Genomic DNA, 18,282 nt, shown 5'->3' on the forward strand with positions numbered 1-18,282 from the left:
GAGGAATATTATGGGATATGATTCTTTAATTAAAGCTATTATTTCAGTACCAAAAGAAGAATTAACTATTTATTGGGAAAGTGGATTAAAGATTATTGGTACTAGGGACACCATCTATGAAACAAACAATGGCTTAGATGAAGATGATAATGGGTTCTTTGAATATGATGCTGCGGTTGTTGAAGTTAAAAAAATAGTATCTAAGCCGATTACCGATGAAGGAAGTATATATAAATGGTTACAAAAAGGAAAAAGCTCCTTTATTGAAATTTCTCTGCATGATGACCCCCCTAGCATGATCACATCTTCTGACGGGTCTATTATTTGGAAAAATGAATAATTTAGATCATCCTCCTCAATTGAGTATTTTCCACTGAGTTGAGCATGATCTTTTCCTTTTAATTACTTTTATGATGTTTATAATTATAAGTTCCATCATCTACTCCTTTCCTGGGAGCTTGGTTATACTGAATAATTTTTTGTAACTAAGCATCTAGCAATAGGCGTTATTTATTCTCAATTTACTATAGTTATCCAAAAATAATTGGGAAATTGTACCTATCTGTTGTATTATAAGGAAGTGTAAAAAGGGTTTCGAGTAGCTAAGGAGGAGCATTGTTGTCTACATTTGTGATAGTGTGTGTCATTGTTGTATTAATTGCTTTGGTATTGCTACGCTTATTTAAAAAGCCTAGAGTTCAAGACCGATATAAAGTAACGCAGGATATTGATCCTTATAAAATTAGCATTAACGAAATAGATCGTATGGAGGATGGCAAGGACTTTGAAATGTATCTGTTCAGGTTCTTCCTGTGTTTAGGCTATGGTGATGCGTATAAAACACAAGACAGCGGAGATTTTGGAACAGATTTGGTATTTACGGATAGAGAAGGATACCGCAATGTCATTCAGGCTAAACGGTATGCAATAAGCAATCCTGTTGGTTTGAGCGCAGTTCAGGAAGTGTATAGTTCTATGCGATTTTATAGAGCTAAGAAATCTATTGTCATTACTTCAAGTAAATACACTCCTTCATGTGAAAAGTTGGCCAGTTTTAATGGAGTGAAGCTGTTGGATCGCAACGATTTAATTAAAATGATTGAACTATTTCAAGCGCAGCAACATAGTAAGGTAAAAGATATAATTGAAGCGGAGCCTTATTTGAGTCTCGATTCATGGGACGATTATAGAAATAACGGTAAAGTGATTAAAAAGGATCGTAAGGCTGAAAAGCTTATCGCTTCAGAAAACTAGATACTGGAGACTCCAGTAGCAAAACGATGGTTTTCTGAAACAATATAATGTACTTAAAAATCTTATGAAGACAGAGAATTACGGGAGAACATATGATTATCAATACGAACATTGTGGCAACAGTTGCAAGTAACAACTTAAAAAAGCGTGCAGGTTTTGTCAATAAAACGATGGAGAAGTTATCATCAGGACTACGTATTAATCGTGCGTCTGACGATGCGGCTGGTTTAGCAATATCAGAGAGCATGAGAGCGCAGATTCGTGGATTACATCAATCTTCACATAATGCTCAAGATGGTATTTCTCTCCTACAAACAGCAGATGGAGCCTTGGCAAGTGTTAATAATTCTTTGCATAGAATCAGGGAACTAATTATTCAGAAGGAAAATGGGACACTACAAAATAGTGATAAAGAGAATATTCTTAATGAGATGGTTGAATTGCTTGATCATATTGATGGTATAACTAGCAATACTGAGTTCAATGGAATTAATTTGTTTGATGGCTCGTTCTCTAAGAATGTTTACGCTGATGGTAATATTCCAATTACAATAAATAACATGGATTTCGGCTTATACTATAAAGAAAACTTTGACGATCATAATAAATTCTCACAGTGGTTTTCCGATGCTGGGCAGTGGAGTGTGAAGAATGGAGAACTTAGGCAAGAAACATTAGGAATAGGAGACAAAACAATATTGTCTCAAGTGATTAAGGATAATGAGATGACAATAACTGTAGATGCAGAATTTACATCTGCTGATAAAGACGGTAATGTAGGAATTATTATAAAGGGTAAGGACTTTAATAATCAGGTGTTTGGTTGGTATAGTCAGTATGGTGGGATATACTTAGGTGAAAGAGTGAATGGAGTATACAGAAATATCGGACTAGTAGGGGCAGAAGCAGCGAATGTGGGAAAGACTTATAAGCTTTCCGCTTCAGTTGTTGAAGACTATTATACCTTCTCGGTTGAAGGGATAGGTGACATAAACGGCTACTCTGTTAACTCAAGTATGGTTGAAGGATATACAGGAGTGTTTACAGCTTTTTCAGAGAGTTCATTCGATAACTACAAAGTGATCCCTTCAATTACTGTAGAAGATATTGATAACGCTACTAATAAAGTGTTATCAGAACGTTCTAAATTGGGAGCTTACCAAAATCGCTTGGAGCATGCAATTAACAATATCAACAACTATACGGAGAATCTCACTTCTGCGGAATCTCGCATTCGTGATGCTGACATGGCTAAACAAATGACCCAGTTGGCTAAAAATCAGATTATGCTTCAGACATCACAAGCAATTCTGACACAGGCTAATATGCAGCCAGAGAGTATGTTGCAATTGCTCAAGCCTTAAATTGTTAATTATAATGGTTTTATGCTATAGGCGCACATATAGTTATTCTCGATATTCCAATTCTTGACACTAGACAATACCATAATGGGTTAGAGAAAGTTATATCCAGTATTGTGCTTGAAATGTTTAGCTACATGGCAGAACGTGAACGCGAGAAGATCAAAGGCAGACAAAAGAAGGGATAGCAGCAGCTAAACAATGGTGTGTATTTGGTCGGCCTAAACAGGCAATAAGCGAGGAGTTCATTACAGTGTATGAGGAATGGAAGCAAGGCTGCATAACAGCAGTGGAAGCCATGAAACGTGTGGATATGAAACCAAACACATTTTACCGTAGGATAGAGGAATATGAGCAACAGCAACAAGCAGGATAAAATAATAATTATGTACACACCAGTACACTGTTACTGCCCAGACGATTATGTCTAGTTTTTTTGTCATGTCTGCTGATCAATATTAACAGGTGCAATAAAAAAGGGTGGGGGGATTTTACATCGTAAACGTCTATTTAATTTCCAGAATTGCCTCTAGCACATCCACTTTCACACTCGAGTTATTTTTTGACTCGGTACCATCCCGAATATCGTTAAGGTTGCTTATATGCTATACATCAAATCTAAGGTAAATCCATAGATAAATTACAAGGGAATACGAACATGACTATTCAATTAGGTAACTTTGTAAGCCTTGAGTTGCATTCTGATTTTCCAAATAAATTATACATAAGCATAAAGATGATACTTTTAATTATGAAATCATCGCAGACTATCTCAAAAGGTATCTTGATACCAAATATGAAAAGTATATTATTTAGTTCCTGAATATGGTAAAAAATAAGAGTGATAAAGAAAATATGTTTTACTACTTGTTTCATAACTAAACAATATATTTAACTATGCATCATATAGTGAGTTCACGCTGAAAGGGTGGTTTATTCATGAAAATTACACCTACGATTCGGGCGGAATTAGACAAATACCTAAAACAAGAAGGTTTAAACATAGCCCAATTTTGGCTAATTGCAGGTATGAATGGGGGGCAGTAAGTGCTATTGTGTCAGGAAATAAGCCTAATCTATTAACCAGCTTGACCAAATTAGTGAGGCTATGGGTTTACCGGAAGGCCACTTTTACGACTTATTTATATCATCGATTTCCCTCCTGGTGTTGGACAAAAAATATTAAAGAAAGATGGCCAATTTGCAGGTGATTTAGATGTAGTTACATACAACTAATGAATTAATTGAGGTTAAGGCTTCAATCAAAGCAGTTAAAGAAGGACAACTGGAGAAAATGACAATTACGACTAATAAGCTTTATTTTAATCCAGAACAGAAGAAAGTTATACTTTATATCGATAAGCCTTTGGGCAATCTATCTCAAAGTAATAAAGAAAAATTAGATAATATCAAGAAGCTAGGAGTAACTGTTGTAAATTCCTTAGAGGAATTAAGAAAGGTGGTTAAGTGATGGGAAGTTCGGCTTTTATTTTAATAGAACGAGAAAAATATACACCTGAGAAATTACTGGGAGATGCAATCGTAGCTGCCTTTCATGCAGATGCTGGATTATATTTTGACAATGATAAAAAATATAAGAACGAACAGTTTTTTTCAACAACTCTAAATATATCTTATAACCCACTGGGTGCTGAAAATAACCAGCAGTTTATATTCTATATTGACGGAATTGATAATTACGAAATTAATTATGAGCATGATGAAGATATTAGTGGATTAGATTCAAGCTTGTCCTTGTATCAAGTAGGATGTATTGAAGATGTTTATGGTGTTGAAGAGCTGATTTTTCGATTTATATATGAATATCTCAAGCTAAATCCTACTGACTATTTTTGGATTCCTGATTACGATTGGGTCTACAGTTGGGAAGATATGCAGAAGTTCAGATCTCTGCCCTATGATCCAAACTGGGCTATAAAAATCCTAAATCAATATAACTCACAGCAATTGATAAATATTTATAAGCTTGCTCCTTTAACAGTAAAATGGGAGCAAGCTTTTTTCATAGTAATTTATCTGATAAAGAAGATAATTTGCATGCACCTAAGAATTAAGAGGCGGGTTTAAACAGGAGAGTCTTCAATCAGGCTACTAACTTAGCGATATGGGTAAAAGTATACGGAAGGTGCGTGAATGTTATGAAGTATGATACATTCTTAAAATTATGGGAAGAACAAAATAGTCTAATGAGACTATTGTTCTGTGAAAATAAAGTGTTAGACTGAAAAACAAAGCATTAGACCGTGAAAAATAAAGTTGTAGAATGGCAGCCGGCATTAGCCAACGGGCAGGATAACGCAACCATTAGATGGACTTATGGTTCTAATATGCTACAATTTATCCCAGAAGTATCTTCGCGGGTTCATGAAAAGCAGCGGTGATGAACTAATAGGAGACCAACACAAAAAAGTGGTAGTTTTATGGATATGCAATAGTCTACTATAGGGTCTTATTCCTCGGTTCGTCTAACCGATTGTAACGGAGACTTCATGAAGTGCCTGGAGAGATGGAAATAAAAGTGTTGCCTGACAATGGACATAGCGGGACTGGAAGAGCGGAAGTGACAAAGCCCATAAGCGTAGGTCACAGCTCATAATACGAACGGAGAACTATTGCTTAACAAAGAAATTACTGGAAAGTGCGGAGGATATTTGGATCGCAATTCGCTGGAATCGAGTGGAGATTCACTTCGCAGACAACTGGTGGCACTACGCGCCGAATGGAACTTGGTACTAAAAGGAGGGGCAGGACACATGCAAGAAGAACAGGAAATATTCGCGGGCGACGGATATAACAGGTCGTACGCAATGGCTACGGGTATGCCGATTTTGAATCTTAGGGGTAGCATACCGCGTGAAAGTAACGGCCAACTACCGTTTCCGTGGGTGACAACGGGCATCAGGATTGATAAAGAACAGATGTTGGAAACCGTTATGAAGCAAAAGACACTCGAGTATTTGTTTAATATGCAATTCAGTAAGGAGGAAATGACCGACCGCAATTTGGTTGTAGGCTGTTATGAATACAGGAATCCAAATGACAAGGAACAAATAATGCTATATGCGCTGGTTTCGTTGAAGGAATTTCTCGCGAGATACGGCGATGAACGGGCATTGGAGATTCTGATGCGAGTTGGCTGCACATACGAGAAGATTATGGAGGAATGTGATGAAGCTATTAAAGAACACTTTGCAGTGTTGCGCCGGTCACTTCATTTAAAGAATTTGAGGGACAAATATGATGTCGTTTACGAGTGGAGTGAAGAGGAAGGGGTAAAGACGTACATAATCAGATACACCAAATCGAGTTATACGAAGATTAAAGCTAAATCATTCGAAGAGTTGACCAAACTCTATGATGAGCAACGGAAGAAGGATGCGAAGAAGACGTTCGCGACTCTGGAACCGTTAGAAGCATTTATGCAAGCCTAAGAAAACCGCCCCTTTACGGGGCGATTATTCAACATTTCATCGAACGAAGATTCGAGGAATATCCAGCGATAGAGAGGATTCTCGACAGTCGCATCGGAAATTGCTGACCCGTACGCCAGATATGGTCGAATGGGGACTGATGGAAGACGTTGATCCAGCCGATTATTTCGGCAAAACCATAGAGGTAGAACGATTTAAGGCGATTGGAAGCCTAGCGATTCAGGGAGAAATTATTGCCTGGGCGTTTCTTACTGACGGCAGCCGATCGGCAGGACCGAAAGGGTTGTGGTTATCAACGGGGATGGCATGTTCTCGCTCCCCAGTGGCAAGCTGCTGCAGAGTATAAGTGGCAATTCCTTCGAGGCGTGGCAGCGCGACTGGCTGGATCGGTACGGCGGATGACAAGAACCTCATCTTGTATCAAATAAACTTTATCAAAACAGCCAGTCTTATCACATGAAGTAATTTTGCACCACTTGTTACGCTAACAGAGAACGTTAGTTCAATAAACGAGCGGCAGTCTAGGACTTTATTTTCAGGTCCTTGACTGCCGCTCGTTTTATATTTGGGTCAGTCTAAATCTTTATTTTCATCGGACAACTATTAGAGAGGAGGGATTTAAGAATCAGAAATTTTTTATCATGGATTTGATAAGAGGTATTTTCGGTTATTTTCATTGTGGGCTGGGACTTGCAAAAATATTGGAGGCTTATAACAGATACAGTCTAAGAGGTTTTTTTAATTGGAGCTACATCTTTCCTTATCGGAGGTTTGGAGCTTTACTTCACAAGGCGCTATGAATCATCGGATAGGTTATTATAGATAGACAAATATTTTATTAAAGGAGTATACAATGTTAACACCAAAACAAGAAGAGAGCCTCAGTAAGTTTATGAGTAAGATTCTGAGACATACACCAGAACAGTTTGGTTTGAGCTAGACCATGAGGGTTATTGTGACATACAAGACCTGATTCAAGGGATAAGATCAGAGAATAGATGGGCCGATGTTAGTGAGTTGGGTATCAAGCAAGTAGTAAACCATTGTTCAAAGTAAAGATATGAGATTGTTAATGGGTACATAAGAGCTAATTATGGTCACAGTACAGACAGGTTAGATTATAAGAAGGCTACTCCACCAACCATTCTCTATCATGATACAAACACAAAGGTAATCCATAATATTTTCAATGAAGGAATTAAGCCAATGGGCAGGAAGTATGTACATCTGTCTGAATCCCTTGAGTTTGCAATTTTAGCAGGCAAAAGACGTGGGAAACTAGTGATCCTCGAAGTAGACACAGAAAAGGCATTAGCCAATCAAGTAAAGTTTTATAAAGCCAATCATGGTGTTTGGCTTACCAACCTTATAGATGGAATGATTCGTCTAGTCTTTTTGATATTGCCTGTTTTGTTGTAAACACATAATCCTCCTATATTTTGAACGTATCCACGAGCGTCCACACTTACCCGCAAATGCCGCATAAAATATCCCGGGTGAACAAAGAGGAGGTGCATGTAATAACCATGATACACATGGAACCCGTAAAAGTGGGTGAGCATACATTTATCGGAGTCGAAGTCAAACTGCCTAAAACAACGCTGCTGACTATCTCCAACTCCCGTGGTTACATCATGTGTGGTGCACTGGATGTTGGACTGCTCAATGAGCGGCTGGCGGATCGGAAAATTCTTGCTGCACGAGCTGTGGGGGTAAAAACGCTGAAAGAATTGTTGGAAGCGCCGATGGAATCGGTGACGACAGAAGCGGAGCAGCTGGGGATTAAGCCGGGGATGCCAGGCTACGAAGCATTATTGAAACTGGTGTAATGAAGCCTATGTGCACATGTTGTATAAAAGTAGAGGAACAAGAAACGAAAAAAACCGGACTTTTTGGTCATACCCCTGTCAAGTAGACAGAACTAAAAAGACATCTTTAAGCGGCAACCGTTTCTCGGTATTCAATCGGGGAACGGTTGTTTAATTTTTTTGAAATCTATTTTCATTATAAAATGAAATGTACTCCCGTACGTGTTGTTCTACCTCCGCTAGGGTTCCGGGTTTCGTTAAATAAATCTTCTCTGTTTTAAGATGGGAGAAGAAGGATTCTATACAGGCATTGTCTAGGCAATTTCCACGCCTTGAATGGCTCCCAAGCATTCCAAGCCGCTTGAGTTTGCGGTTAAACGGCTTGGAGGTATACTGAAACCCCTGGTCTGAATGGAGAATGACACCCTCCATGTTCACGTTCTTACTTAGAACGTCTAGCGTCTCGCTAACTAAAGCAAGGTCATTTCGTTCCGAAAGACGCCAAGCCACAATTTCATTGTTAAACAGATCTTGAATGACAGAGAGATATACAAACCGCTCTCCAGCTCGTATGTATGTAATATCGGTAACCAGCTTGGATAAAGGAGAATCTGCCTGAAATTGTCGATCTAATCGGTTGGCATTTACCACAGATGCCTGTTTGCCGAAAAAGCGCCGCTTCTTTCGAATGACGGAACGGATCCCCAATTTCTTCATTAGGCGGTACACCTTTTTGTGGTTGACCAAGATACCTTCTCTACGTAAAGCAACGGTCATACGCAGATAACCAAAATAGGGATGAATCCGGTGTATCGACAACATATGCGATTCCAGGAGCTCTTCCTCTTGCTTACGCTGCTGGATTGTTTGCTGAGTCTTTCTCCATTTATAATATCCTGCCCGAGAAACATGGGCTAATTCAAGTAACCATTTCAACGAATATCGTGTTCGCATTTCCTCAATAATTTCAAACCTTGCTTCTTTCCTCGTCACTCCTTGTGTAGATTTGGATACTGCTTTTTTAAATATTCAATCTCCGCCCGTAGATACGCCATCTCTTCTTCCATACTGGAAAATTTCGTTTTGGGTCGTCCCTGCCTTGTGGTCGTTGGCTGGAGGTTCTCCCCCGCTCGATGTTTCATCACCCAGCTTTGCACTTGGGATTTATTACGAATGTCCAATTGTTTCGTCACTTCATGAATACTCATATGTTCTTCGTTCACCAACCGGACTGCCTCCATCTTCACATCTAAGGAGTATTGCCGGAATGATTGTCCCTTTTTAGCCATGAAAAATCCCCTCCGTTCAACAAGATTAAGTCCATCTTACCAGATGTCTTTTCTCTCTTGTCTACTAGAAGGGGATAATACCATTTTGGCTCCGGTTTTTTTCTATAAAAAGTTTTATTCTATCGAGTAGAATCATTTGACTTATATACGAACTATATAACCTGCAAGAACAATTAATCGGCAAACAAATTAGTCAGGTTCTCGCTAAAAGGTGCTTGTACAATTCCTTTTTCGGTAATGATGGCGCTAATGTACTCATGAGGTGTAACGTCGAAAGCTGGGTTGTAGACTTTGATGCCCTGCGGGGCGGTCCTTTTACCAAAGCTTTCGGTAACTTCCTCCGCAGAACGCTCCTCGATCGGAATATCTGCGCCTGTTGCGGTCTGCAAATCAATGGTAGATAGTGGGGAAGCGACATAAAAAGGAATGCCATGCGCCTTCGCTAGCACAGCTAGACTGTAGGTGCCGATTTTGTTGGCCACATCGCCATTAGCAGCGACTCTATCTGTGCCGACAATAACGGCCTGTACCCATCCTTTGGACATCACCATGCCCGCCATATTGTCACAGAGCAGGGTGACATCAATGCCTGCCTGCTGAAGCTCGAAAGCGGTCAGGCGCGCACCTTGCAGCACAGGGCGGGTTTCGTCAGCAAATACTTTGAGGTGGATGCCATTCTCTTGCGCTAGATACATCGGTGCCAGCGCTGTTCCGTATTTCGCTGTCGCCAATCCGCCTGCATTGCAGTGAGTGAGTACGCCCATCCCGTCCTCGAACAGAGGTAAAGCATGGATGCCGATCTGGCGACATACTTCTTCATCCTCTGCCTGAATGGCTATGGCTTCACGCTCCAGCCCGGCATTCCAGTCTTCGACCTGGCCTCCGCCAGCTTCAACGATGAGTTCCCCGGCCCGCTTCTTCATGCGGTCCAGAGCCCAGAAGAGGTTCACGGCTGTCGGCCGTGAGGTAGCCAAATGTCCGCACACGGCATGTACATGCTCCAGCCACCCAGCAGCGTCGGTGCCGTCGTAGGCGGTAGCTCCTAGCACAACGCCGTAGGCCGCTGCCATCCCGATGGCGGGCGCACCGCGTACCTTCATGGCATGTATGCCATCCCATACTTCATCGGCCGTGAATAAATCCAACATGACAATCGTTTCGGGCAGCAGACGCTGATCCAGCATGGACAAATGGTTACCTTTCCACACCAGCGAAGATAGAGCCTGCCTGGACACTGCAGTTTTCCCAGAGGTTACGGGTGCCAATTCTTTCTCTTCACTCATATTCATTAAGCTCCTTTAGTTTGGGCAGCTGTTGCTGTCCGAACAATGTCTCCCAGTTCCCAAATCGAATGAAGCTCGCGATTGCGAAGAACCAAGGATTTACCGATAGATAACGCCAGACGTTCCGCAGCTTCCTTGATAGCAGGATCGGCAATGGTGTCGATATCTGCTACATGCGATAGGCTGATGATACGGCGAATCACTTTGCACCCTGCAAAACCAATCGTATCTTGCAGTACTTTCTGGAGATACAAGTCCTGATATCCAGCTGTACGTGCCATATGGTCGGTTACATGCTCGTCCCACAGTTTACGGAACCTACCCTCAAACTGCTCCCATACCTGAATGGCAGTCTCCAGAAGCCAGTCACGTCTTTCCTTTAGAGCTTTCTCGCCAGAGGTCCATCCGGGCTGAGCTGCGTAGTTCAACAGCAGATTGGCGATCACCGCTCCGATGTCAAAGCCCATGGGTCCGTAGTAGGCAAATTCAGGATCAATGACTTTAGTCGATTCGGTCGTTACGAAAATGCTGCCAGTATGAAGGTCACCGTGCAGAAGCGCTTCGGTTCGTGTCAAAAACTTTTCTCGCAGCAAAGCCACTTCCAGGTGAAGCACTTGATCTGTACGTAGTGCCTCTGCTTCGTCTTCGATGTAGGCACCATAGTTGTTATTATCTGAGAACCGATACGGTTCATCCAGAATCAGATCTTCAGTTATTTTGCAGAGATCAGGGTTGATAAAGCGTTTAACTAGGTCTTTTTTATCTTGCTGATTCATGCCCAAATCTGAGGTGAAGAAGAGCGTGCGTGCCAGAAACTCCCCAATATGATTAGCGAAATATGGATAGGTGTTTCCTTCTATTAGTCCCTTGCGCATGATGGTGTGTGAGCTAAGATCCTCCATCACGGTCAACGCAAGCTCATCGTCATACGCCAGTACCGCAGGAACCAATTCGGGGCAAATATGGTGTTCCTGCTGAAGGGCCTCGCGTTCAATACGGGCACGATCCAGTGAAAGCGGCCAGGATTCACCCACAATTTTTACATAGGGAAGTGCCTGCTTGGCAATGATACTCTTGTTAGATTCAGAATCCGTAATATGAAAAACCAGATTTAAGTTACCATCACCGATTTCTCGGCATTCCAGACGGGCTTCCTGACTAAAAAATCCGGGGATGTTCTTCACGAATTCGATTGCTTCTTCAGTCGTTAAAGGATGATATTGGGACAACGAAGTCACCTCCATAAATTGTGCGCATGTAAATAGTTAAAAAATATCACAAGATTAAACCAAGTATTTTGATAGGATAGAGAAAGTATAACGAAAATCATTGAATTTTTGTACATTTTTTTTATGGGGATTGAAAGAGGAAGAAAGGAGTACTCTTCTTTTTGTTTCGACTCCGTATAGAGAGGGTAAATATGAGACAGACGTCCGGCAGGTGATATTAGGATGCCCGCTGGAGTCTTACCGTCAGCAATGACGGTGATGGATACGTAAACGTTCCTGAAAATCAATTTGATGAAAAAGGAAGGGATTATGATGGCTAAAACAACAAGTAACTCGAAAAATACGCAAACCAAATCGGTGGAGGAACTTTTAAACCGTCAAGTCGCTAACCTCAATGTGTTATATGTAAAAATTCATAACTATCACTGGTATGTGAAAGGCTCCAGTTTCTACACACTCCATGTTAAATTTGAAGAGTTATACAATGAAGTGACATTGAAAATGGATGAAATCGCCGAGCGTTTGCTCGCGTTGAAAGGTTCTCCTTCCGCAACGTTGAAGGAATACCTGGAGCTGTCGTCGATTCAGGAAGCAAACGGCAACGAAGATGCTCCCAAGATGGTACAAACCTTGATCGAGGATTTTGCAACTGTATGCGAGGAGTTTCAGGAAGGTATCGAACTGGCGGAAAGCAATTCCGACCAGCCAACTGCAGATTTACTGATTGGTTATAAAGCGGATCTGGAGAAACATATGTGGATGCTTCGCTCTTATTTGGGCTAATTGGCAGAATTTCGCTCCATCACTCAATGCCTAGTTCGGTGAATTTAATTCCACTCCATAGTGATGGGGTTACGCTCTGAAATAAACTCTCTACATGTAAAACGCTACTGACGTCATGCTGTCAGTAGCGTTTTTATGGCTGGAAAGAGATCATGCATCTCATGTTTATTGTATAAATTTATAATTATATGAACAACCACAGGATGAATTTTGCCATTTGTGTGCCTGGTAGGGTGAACATTTTATGAAGAAAGTTGAATAACGTGTGTATGTTGGTTGCACCCTTAAAGATATTTATTATAAAATAACTTGAGAATCATTGAGAATCAGTTTAGAATGATTATAAATAAATTTTTAAATATTACTTGAAATCAGGGGGCTCCCCTGTTTAAATATACTTTCTGATTTCGACACCACACTACATTTTTTGGAGGGTATTGCGAATATGGCTACAAACTTTAAGATTGAAGGTCTCAAAGCGACCATTGAAGGCAAGGAAATTTTGAAAGGTATTAACCTCGAAATGAAGGGCGGAGAAATCCATGCCATCATGGGTCCTAACGGTACGGGTAAAAGTACACTCGCGTCTGCTTTGATGGGTCATCCTAAATATGAAGTCACAGATGGCAAAGTAACTTTGGATGGAGAAGACGTGCTGGATATGGAAGTGGATGAGCGTGCACGTGCAGGATTGTTCTTGGCGATGCAGTATCCGAGTGAAATTGCAGGGGTAACGAACTCCGACTTTTTGCGTAGTGCAATCAACGCGCGCCGTGAAGAAGGACAAGAAATCTCCCTGATTAAGTTTATCCGTCAAATGGAAAGCAAAATGAAAGAGCTTGAAATGAACCCAGAGTTTGCTCACCGTTACCTGAACGAAGGCTTCTCTGGTGGTGAGAAAAAACGGAATGAAATTTTGCAAATGATGATGATTGATCCGAAAATTGTCATTCTTGATGAAATCGACTCCGGTCTGGATATCGATGCTTTGAGAATCGTGGCTAGCGGTGTCAACGCTATGCGTTCCGAAGAGCGTGGTTTCCTTATCATTACTCACTATCAACGTCTGTTAAACTACGTTAAACCAGATTATGTACATGTGATGATGCAAGGACGTATTGTTAAATCCGGTGGTCCTGAGCTTGCTGAGCGTCTGGAAGCGGACGGTTACGATTGGATCAAGGAAGAACTGGGTATCGTTGATGAAACTGTAGGACAAGAGGCGTAAGCCGGAAGCGAGGAGGAAAACTAATGACTACACAAACAATCCTTCCGGTAGATTCCGAGCAACTGCGTGTTCTGTCCGAACGTAACGGCGAACCATCTTGGCTGGCCGAAGACAGACAAAAAGCACTTGAGCTTGCAGGCAAACTGGAGCTTCCGGTATTTGAAAAAACAAAAATCGAACGTTGGAAATTAAACGATTACGGTCAACATAAACAGAGCGAGGTCATTGCATCGGTAGGGCAGGTTCCTGCAGCCATTGCTGATCTGGTCAAAGAGCAACAGGAGGGCGGTCTGATTATTCAGCGCAACTCCGGCGCGGTATATGTGAAGCTGAGCGAGGAATTGGCGGCGCAAGGCGTCATTTTCACGGATTTACAAACAGCGGTTAAAGAGCATGCTGATTTGGTTAAAGCTCATCTGAACACAGTTATTAAGGCTGAAGAAAATTCATTGTCTGCATTGCATGCAGCACTCTGGAACGGTGGAGTATTTGCTTATGTGCCTAAAAATGTAGAGCTGAACGTTCCGCTTCAAGCTGTATTCCTGACGGACGATGCGACTGCAACATTTGCACCGCATGTGCTGCTCGTTGTTGAAAGCCACAGTTCTGTGACTTACGTAGACAACTATGTATCTGCGGATTTGGCGGCACCTGTTCTTCATAACGGTGCGGTAGAAGTTGTTGCAAATGCAGGAGCTAAAGTACGTTATGCGACAGTTCATCAGTTTGGGGAGCAAGTAACGGATATTTCGATTCGTCGTGCCACGTTGGGAAATGACGCAGCTATCGAATGGATTGTGGGCGAAATGAACAACGGTAATACAGCAAGCAATACCATGTCCGTGCTCAAAGGCAATGGCTCCAATTCGGATGCCAAGATCATTGCTGTGGGTTCCGGCTCACAAAAGCTGAACTATACGACACAAGCACAGCATTTTGGTAAAAATTCCGCCAGTCAGATGATTACGCGCGCAGTGATGCGTGAAGAAGCGTCTTCCATCATTAACGGAATTACAAAAATTGAAAAAGGTGCTACCAAAGCAGACGGTCAGCAAACAGAACGTGTTCTGATGCTCAGTCCGAAAGCGCGTGGTGACGCTAACCCGATCCTGCTGATTGATGAAGATGATGTAACGGCAGGTCACGCAGCATCGGTTGGTCAGGTAAACCGTGAACAAGTGTATTACTTGATGTCCCGCGGGATTAGCCGTGCAGAAGCTGAGCGTCTGATTATTTATGGCTTCTTGGCACCTGTCGTATCTGAAATTCCGCTCGAAGGACTTCAACATCAGCTGCAAAGCCTTGTTGAAAGGAAGTTAGGCCAATGAATACTGCATTGATCCGTGAACAATTCCCGATTTTACATCAGGAGATCAACGGTCATCCGCTGGTTTATTTGGATAATGCGGCCACTTCGCAAAAACCGCTGGCGGTCATCGAAGCGATCAAGCACTACTACGAATATGATAATTCGAATGTTCACCGTGGTGTGCATACCTTGGGTAGCCGCGCAACGGATGCTTATGAAGGTGCGCGGGAGAAGGTAGCCCGCTTTCTGAATGCCAAGCGCAGTCAGGAAATTATTTTTACAAGAGGAACAACAACGGCGCTGAATCTGGTCGCTTCTTCCTACGGTAGAGCTAACTGTAAGGAGGGTGATGAAATTGTCATCACACAAATGGAGCATCACAGTAATCTGATTCCGTGGCAACAGGTAGCCAAAGCCACAGGCGCGACTTTGAAATATATTCCACTTCAAGAGGATGGTAGCGTTGATCTTGCTGATGTGGAGAATACCATTACAGAAAACACAAAAATTGTAGCGATTGCACATGTCTCCAATGTGCTTGGTGTTGTGAACCCTGTCAAAGAGATTGCAGCTATTGCGCATCGCAAAGGGGCAGTTATCGTTGTAGACGGTGCACAAAGCACACCACATATGAAAGTAGACGTGCAAGACATCGATGTTGACTTTTATGCCTTTTCGGGTCACAAAATGTGTGCTCCTACTGGGATCGGGGCACTGTACGGCAAGAAGGCGCTGCTGGAGGATATGGAGCCCATTGAGTTCGGCGGGGAAATGATCGACGATGTGGGATTGTATGAATCCACATGGAAGGAGCTGCCTTGGAAATTCGAAGGTGGAACTCCGATTATCGCCGGAGCTGTTGGCTTGGGAGCTGCCATTGATTTTCTGGAAAGCATCGGACTGGACGCCATTGCGCAGCATGAAAGCCGTCTGTCCAACTATGCCCTCAAACGTCTCCGTGAAGTGGAGGGGTTGACTATTTACGGACCTGCAGAACGTCATGTCGGGCTCGTAACCTTTAACCTGGATGATGTGCATCCGCATGATGTAGCTACTGTACTGGATAGCAAAGGGGTAGCTATACGTGCGGGGCATCATTGCTGCCAGCCGTTAATGCGCTGGCTGAAAGCCAGTGCAACTGCACGTGCTAGCTTTTATCTCTATAACACGGAAGAAGAAGTCGACGCTCTGGTCAGCGCCTTAATCCAAACAAAGGAGTATTTTGGCGATGCAACTTGATGACTTGTACCGACGCGTGATTATGGATCATTATAAAAATCCGCGCAATCGCGGACGTTTTGAGGACGATGCCGTTACGGTGGATTTGAATAATCCTACGTGTGGTGACCGGATTTCTCTTCAACTCAAAACGAAAGACGGCGTGGTCGAAGATGCCCGTTTTACTGGCGAAGGCTGCTCGATTAGTATGTCCTCAGCTTCGATGATGACAGAAGCAGTCAAAGGAAAAACGATTGATCAGGCACTGGATATGGCGAGCCGCTTCTCTTCTTTAATGAAGGGAGAAGCCGTCGAATTCGATGATTATGAAGAATTGGAAGCTTTGTCAGGCGTAAATAAGTTCCCGGCCCGCATCAAATGTGCGACATTGGCTTGGAACGCGCTGCGCAAAGGGATTGATGAAGATAAATAATTTAAATAAAACAGAGGAGGTTTGAGAAACATGGCCAAGAAAGCACCGGAAATGGAAGAGTATAAATACGGCTTTCGTGACGAGCACAAGTCCATTTTCCAAACAGGTAAGGGTCTCACTCCGGAAATCGTAAAGGAAATCTCCAAAATTAAGGATGAGCCAGAGTGGATGCTGGAGTTCCGTCTGAAGGCACTGAAGCAGTTTGAAAAAATGCCAATGCCAAACTGGGGCGGAGATATGGATGAACTGGATTTCAACGATATCCAGTACTATGTAAGACCTTCCGAGAAACAAGGGAAGACATGGGAAGAAGTTCCGACGGAAATTAAAGAAACCTTTGATAAACTGGGTATTCCTGAGGCGGAGCAAAAGTTTTTGGCTGGTGTATCTGCACAGTATGAATCCGAGGTTGTCTACCACAGTATGCAAAAGGATCTGGAAGATCAGGGCGTTATTTTCATGGATACCGATACGGCGTTGCGTGAGCATCCTGAGATTCTGAAAGAGTATTTTGCAACAGTTGTACCTCCTGCGGACAATAAGTTTGCAGCACTGAACAGTGCGGTATGGTCAGGCGGGAGCTTCATCTATGTACCAAAAGGTGTGAAATGTGAAGTTCCATTGCAGGCTTACTTCCGTATCAACTCGGAAAACATGGGTCAATTCGAGCGTACGCTCATTATTGCTGACGAAGACAGCTTTGTGCATTATGTAGAAGGCTGTACGGCTCCAATTTACAGCACGAACTCGCTGCATAGTGCGGTGGTCGAAATTATTTGTAAGAAGAACGCACGTGTTCGTTATACAACGATCCAGAACTGGGCACCAAACATCTATAACCTGGTAACCAAACGTGCGGTTGCGGAAGAAAATGCAACGATGGAATGGGTCGATGGTAACATCGGTTCCAAGTTAACGATGAAGTATCCAGCCGTTGTATTGAAAGGCCGTGGGGCGAAAGGGATGGTCCTGTCCATCGCTGTTGCAGGCAAAGGCCAGCATCAGGATGCAGGTGCGAAAATGATCCACTTGGCACCAGACACCACCTCCACAATTGTATCCAAGTCGATCAGTAAGCACGGCGGTAAAGTAACGTATCGCGGATTAGCTTCATTCGGTCGTCAGGCTCAAGGTGCAAAATCGAATATCAAGTGTGATACGCTGATTTTGGATAATCAATCAACTTCAGATACTATTCCTTATAATGAAATTATGAATGACGACATCACGCTTGAGCATGAAGCAACAGTTTCCAAGGTATCGGAAGATCAGCTGTTCTATCTGATGAGCCGTGGTTTGACTGAAGCAGAGGCAACGCAAATGATCGTTATGGGCTTTATTGAGCCGTTCACCAAAGAACTGCCGATGGAATATGCGGTAGAGATGAATCGTTTGATCAAGTTCGAGATGGAAGGTTCCATCGGTTAAAACGCAGTAATCCTTGGCGTGACAAGGTACTTGAGGTAATTAAAGCTGTTAGATCGGAGTCGTGCCGATTTATGCTGACTCGGATTTTCTCTAGTATAGAAGGCGAACTTTTTAAGTTCGTCTTCTTTTATTTTTTCTGTGATGCCTAAGTTCATAAGCCTTCTTTCTACTACATAAAAAAATTTATGCTTAGGACCGGAGATACTT

17 protein-coding genes and 3 pseudogenes are annotated in these 18,282 nt (G+C 42.5%); 17 read left to right on the forward strand and 3 right to left on the reverse strand.

What is annotated here, in order from left to right; genetic code table 11:
* Window positions 1-10: 10 nt before the first annotated feature.
* The 11 genes and pseudogenes from AOU00_RS20885 (at window position 11) to AOU00_RS20925 (ending at window position 7,896) form a co-directional block, all read left to right on the forward strand.
* Window positions 11-340, forward strand: coding sequence for a hypothetical protein (locus AOU00_RS20885; RefSeq protein WP_069291572.1), 330 nt, complete (start codon window positions 11-13; stop codon window positions 338-340).
* 278 nt (window positions 341-618) lie between these two features.
* Window positions 619-1,254, forward strand: a complete 636-nt coding sequence (locus tag AOU00_RS20890) for a restriction endonuclease (RefSeq protein ID WP_069291573.1) — start codon at window positions 619-621, stop codon at window positions 1,252-1,254.
* Window positions 1,255-1,346: 92 nt separating this feature from the next.
* Window positions 1,347-2,618, forward strand: coding sequence for a flagellin N-terminal helical domain-containing protein (locus tag AOU00_RS27545; RefSeq protein WP_069291574.1), 1,272 nt, complete (start codon window positions 1,347-1,349; stop codon window positions 2,616-2,618).
* Between the two features lie 250 nt (window positions 2,619-2,868).
* Window positions 2,869-2,991, forward strand: coding sequence for a hypothetical protein (locus AOU00_RS27505; protein WP_257785350.1), 123 nt, complete (start codon window positions 2,869-2,871; stop codon window positions 2,989-2,991).
* A gap of 563 nt (window positions 2,992-3,554) precedes the next feature.
* Window positions 3,555-3,768 (forward strand): annotated as a pseudogene (locus AOU00_RS25950) (transcriptional regulator); the annotation flags it as partial.
* 141 nt (window positions 3,769-3,909) lie between these two features.
* Window positions 3,910-4,086, forward strand: a complete 177-nt coding sequence (locus AOU00_RS26715) for a hypothetical protein (protein WP_172828307.1) — start codon at window positions 3,910-3,912, stop codon at window positions 4,084-4,086.
* Entirely contained in the window at window positions 4,086-4,703 is a 618-nt protein-coding gene (locus AOU00_RS20910) for a hypothetical protein (RefSeq protein ID WP_237166218.1), read from the forward strand. The genes AOU00_RS26715 and AOU00_RS20910 overlap by 1 nt, the downstream gene beginning before the upstream one ends.
* A gap of 584 nt (window positions 4,704-5,287) precedes the next feature.
* Window positions 5,288-6,067 (forward strand): hypothetical protein, encoded by a 780-nt coding sequence (locus AOU00_RS20915; protein WP_230584964.1) that lies wholly within the window; start codon window positions 5,288-5,290, stop codon window positions 6,065-6,067.
* Window positions 6,068-6,167: 100 nt separating this feature from the next.
* Window positions 6,168-6,413, forward strand: coding sequence for a hypothetical protein (locus tag AOU00_RS26395; protein WP_172828238.1), 246 nt, complete (start codon window positions 6,168-6,170; stop codon window positions 6,411-6,413).
* Window positions 6,414-6,920: 507 nt separating this feature from the next.
* A pseudogene (locus tag AOU00_RS20920) lies at window positions 6,921-7,486 on the forward strand (RNA 2'-phosphotransferase).
* A 107-nt stretch (window positions 7,487-7,593) separates the two neighbouring features.
* Window positions 7,594-7,896 (forward strand): YunC family protein, encoded by a 303-nt coding sequence (locus AOU00_RS20925; RefSeq protein WP_069291575.1) that lies wholly within the window; start codon window positions 7,594-7,596, stop codon window positions 7,894-7,896.
* A 106-nt stretch (window positions 7,897-8,002) separates the two neighbouring features.
* Here AOU00_RS20925 and AOU00_RS20930 read toward each other — a convergent pair.
* From AOU00_RS20930 to mtnK, 3 genes and pseudogenes are all read right to left on the reverse strand, one after another.
* A pseudogene (locus tag AOU00_RS20930) lies at window positions 8,003-9,164 on the reverse strand (IS3 family transposase).
* Window positions 9,165-9,337: 173 nt separating this feature from the next.
* Window positions 9,338-10,447, reverse strand: a complete 1,110-nt coding sequence (gene mtnA, locus AOU00_RS20940; RefSeq protein ID WP_069291577.1) for an S-methyl-5-thioribose-1-phosphate isomerase — start codon at window positions 10,445-10,447, stop codon at window positions 9,338-9,340.
* 5 nt (window positions 10,448-10,452) lie between these two features.
* A complete protein-coding gene (gene mtnK / locus AOU00_RS20945; RefSeq protein WP_069291578.1) occupies window positions 10,453-11,676 on the reverse strand; it encodes an S-methyl-5-thioribose kinase in 1,224 nt (407 codons plus the stop codon).
* A 312-nt stretch (window positions 11,677-11,988) separates the two neighbouring features.
* Between mtnK and AOU00_RS20950 the strand changes: the two genes are divergently transcribed.
* The 6 genes from AOU00_RS20950 (at window position 11,989) to sufB (ending at window position 18,075) form a co-directional block, all read left to right on the forward strand.
* Window positions 11,989-12,459 (forward strand): Dps family protein, encoded by a 471-nt coding sequence (locus tag AOU00_RS20950; protein WP_069291579.1) that lies wholly within the window; start codon window positions 11,989-11,991, stop codon window positions 12,457-12,459.
* Between the two features lie 445 nt (window positions 12,460-12,904).
* Entirely contained in the window at window positions 12,905-13,687 is a 783-nt protein-coding gene (sufC, locus tag AOU00_RS20955; protein WP_013309552.1) for a Fe-S cluster assembly ATPase SufC, read from the forward strand.
* 23 nt (window positions 13,688-13,710) lie between these two features.
* Window positions 13,711-15,015 (forward strand): Fe-S cluster assembly protein SufD, encoded by a 1,305-nt coding sequence (sufD, locus tag AOU00_RS20960; protein WP_069291580.1) that lies wholly within the window; start codon window positions 13,711-13,713, stop codon window positions 15,013-15,015.
* Window positions 15,012-16,235 (forward strand): cysteine desulfurase, encoded by a 1,224-nt coding sequence (locus AOU00_RS20965; RefSeq protein WP_069291581.1) that lies wholly within the window; start codon window positions 15,012-15,014, stop codon window positions 16,233-16,235. Before sufD ends, AOU00_RS20965 begins: the two co-directional genes overlap by 4 nt.
* Window positions 16,225-16,647 (forward strand): Fe-S cluster assembly sulfur transfer protein SufU, encoded by a 423-nt coding sequence (sufU, locus tag AOU00_RS20970; RefSeq protein WP_013309555.1) that lies wholly within the window; start codon window positions 16,225-16,227, stop codon window positions 16,645-16,647. The genes AOU00_RS20965 and sufU overlap by 11 nt, the downstream gene beginning before the upstream one ends.
* A 30-nt stretch (window positions 16,648-16,677) precedes the next feature.
* A complete protein-coding gene (gene sufB, locus AOU00_RS20975) occupies window positions 16,678-18,075 on the forward strand; it encodes a Fe-S cluster assembly protein SufB (RefSeq protein ID WP_069291582.1) in 1,398 nt (465 codons plus the stop codon).
* The last annotated feature ends 207 nt before the right edge of the window (window positions 18,076-18,282 follow it).

Origin of the sequence: Paenibacillus polymyxa (genome assembly GCF_001719045.1) — a bacterium.
Taxonomy (GTDB): Bacteria; Bacillota; Bacilli; order Paenibacillales; family Paenibacillaceae; genus Paenibacillus; species Paenibacillus polymyxa_B.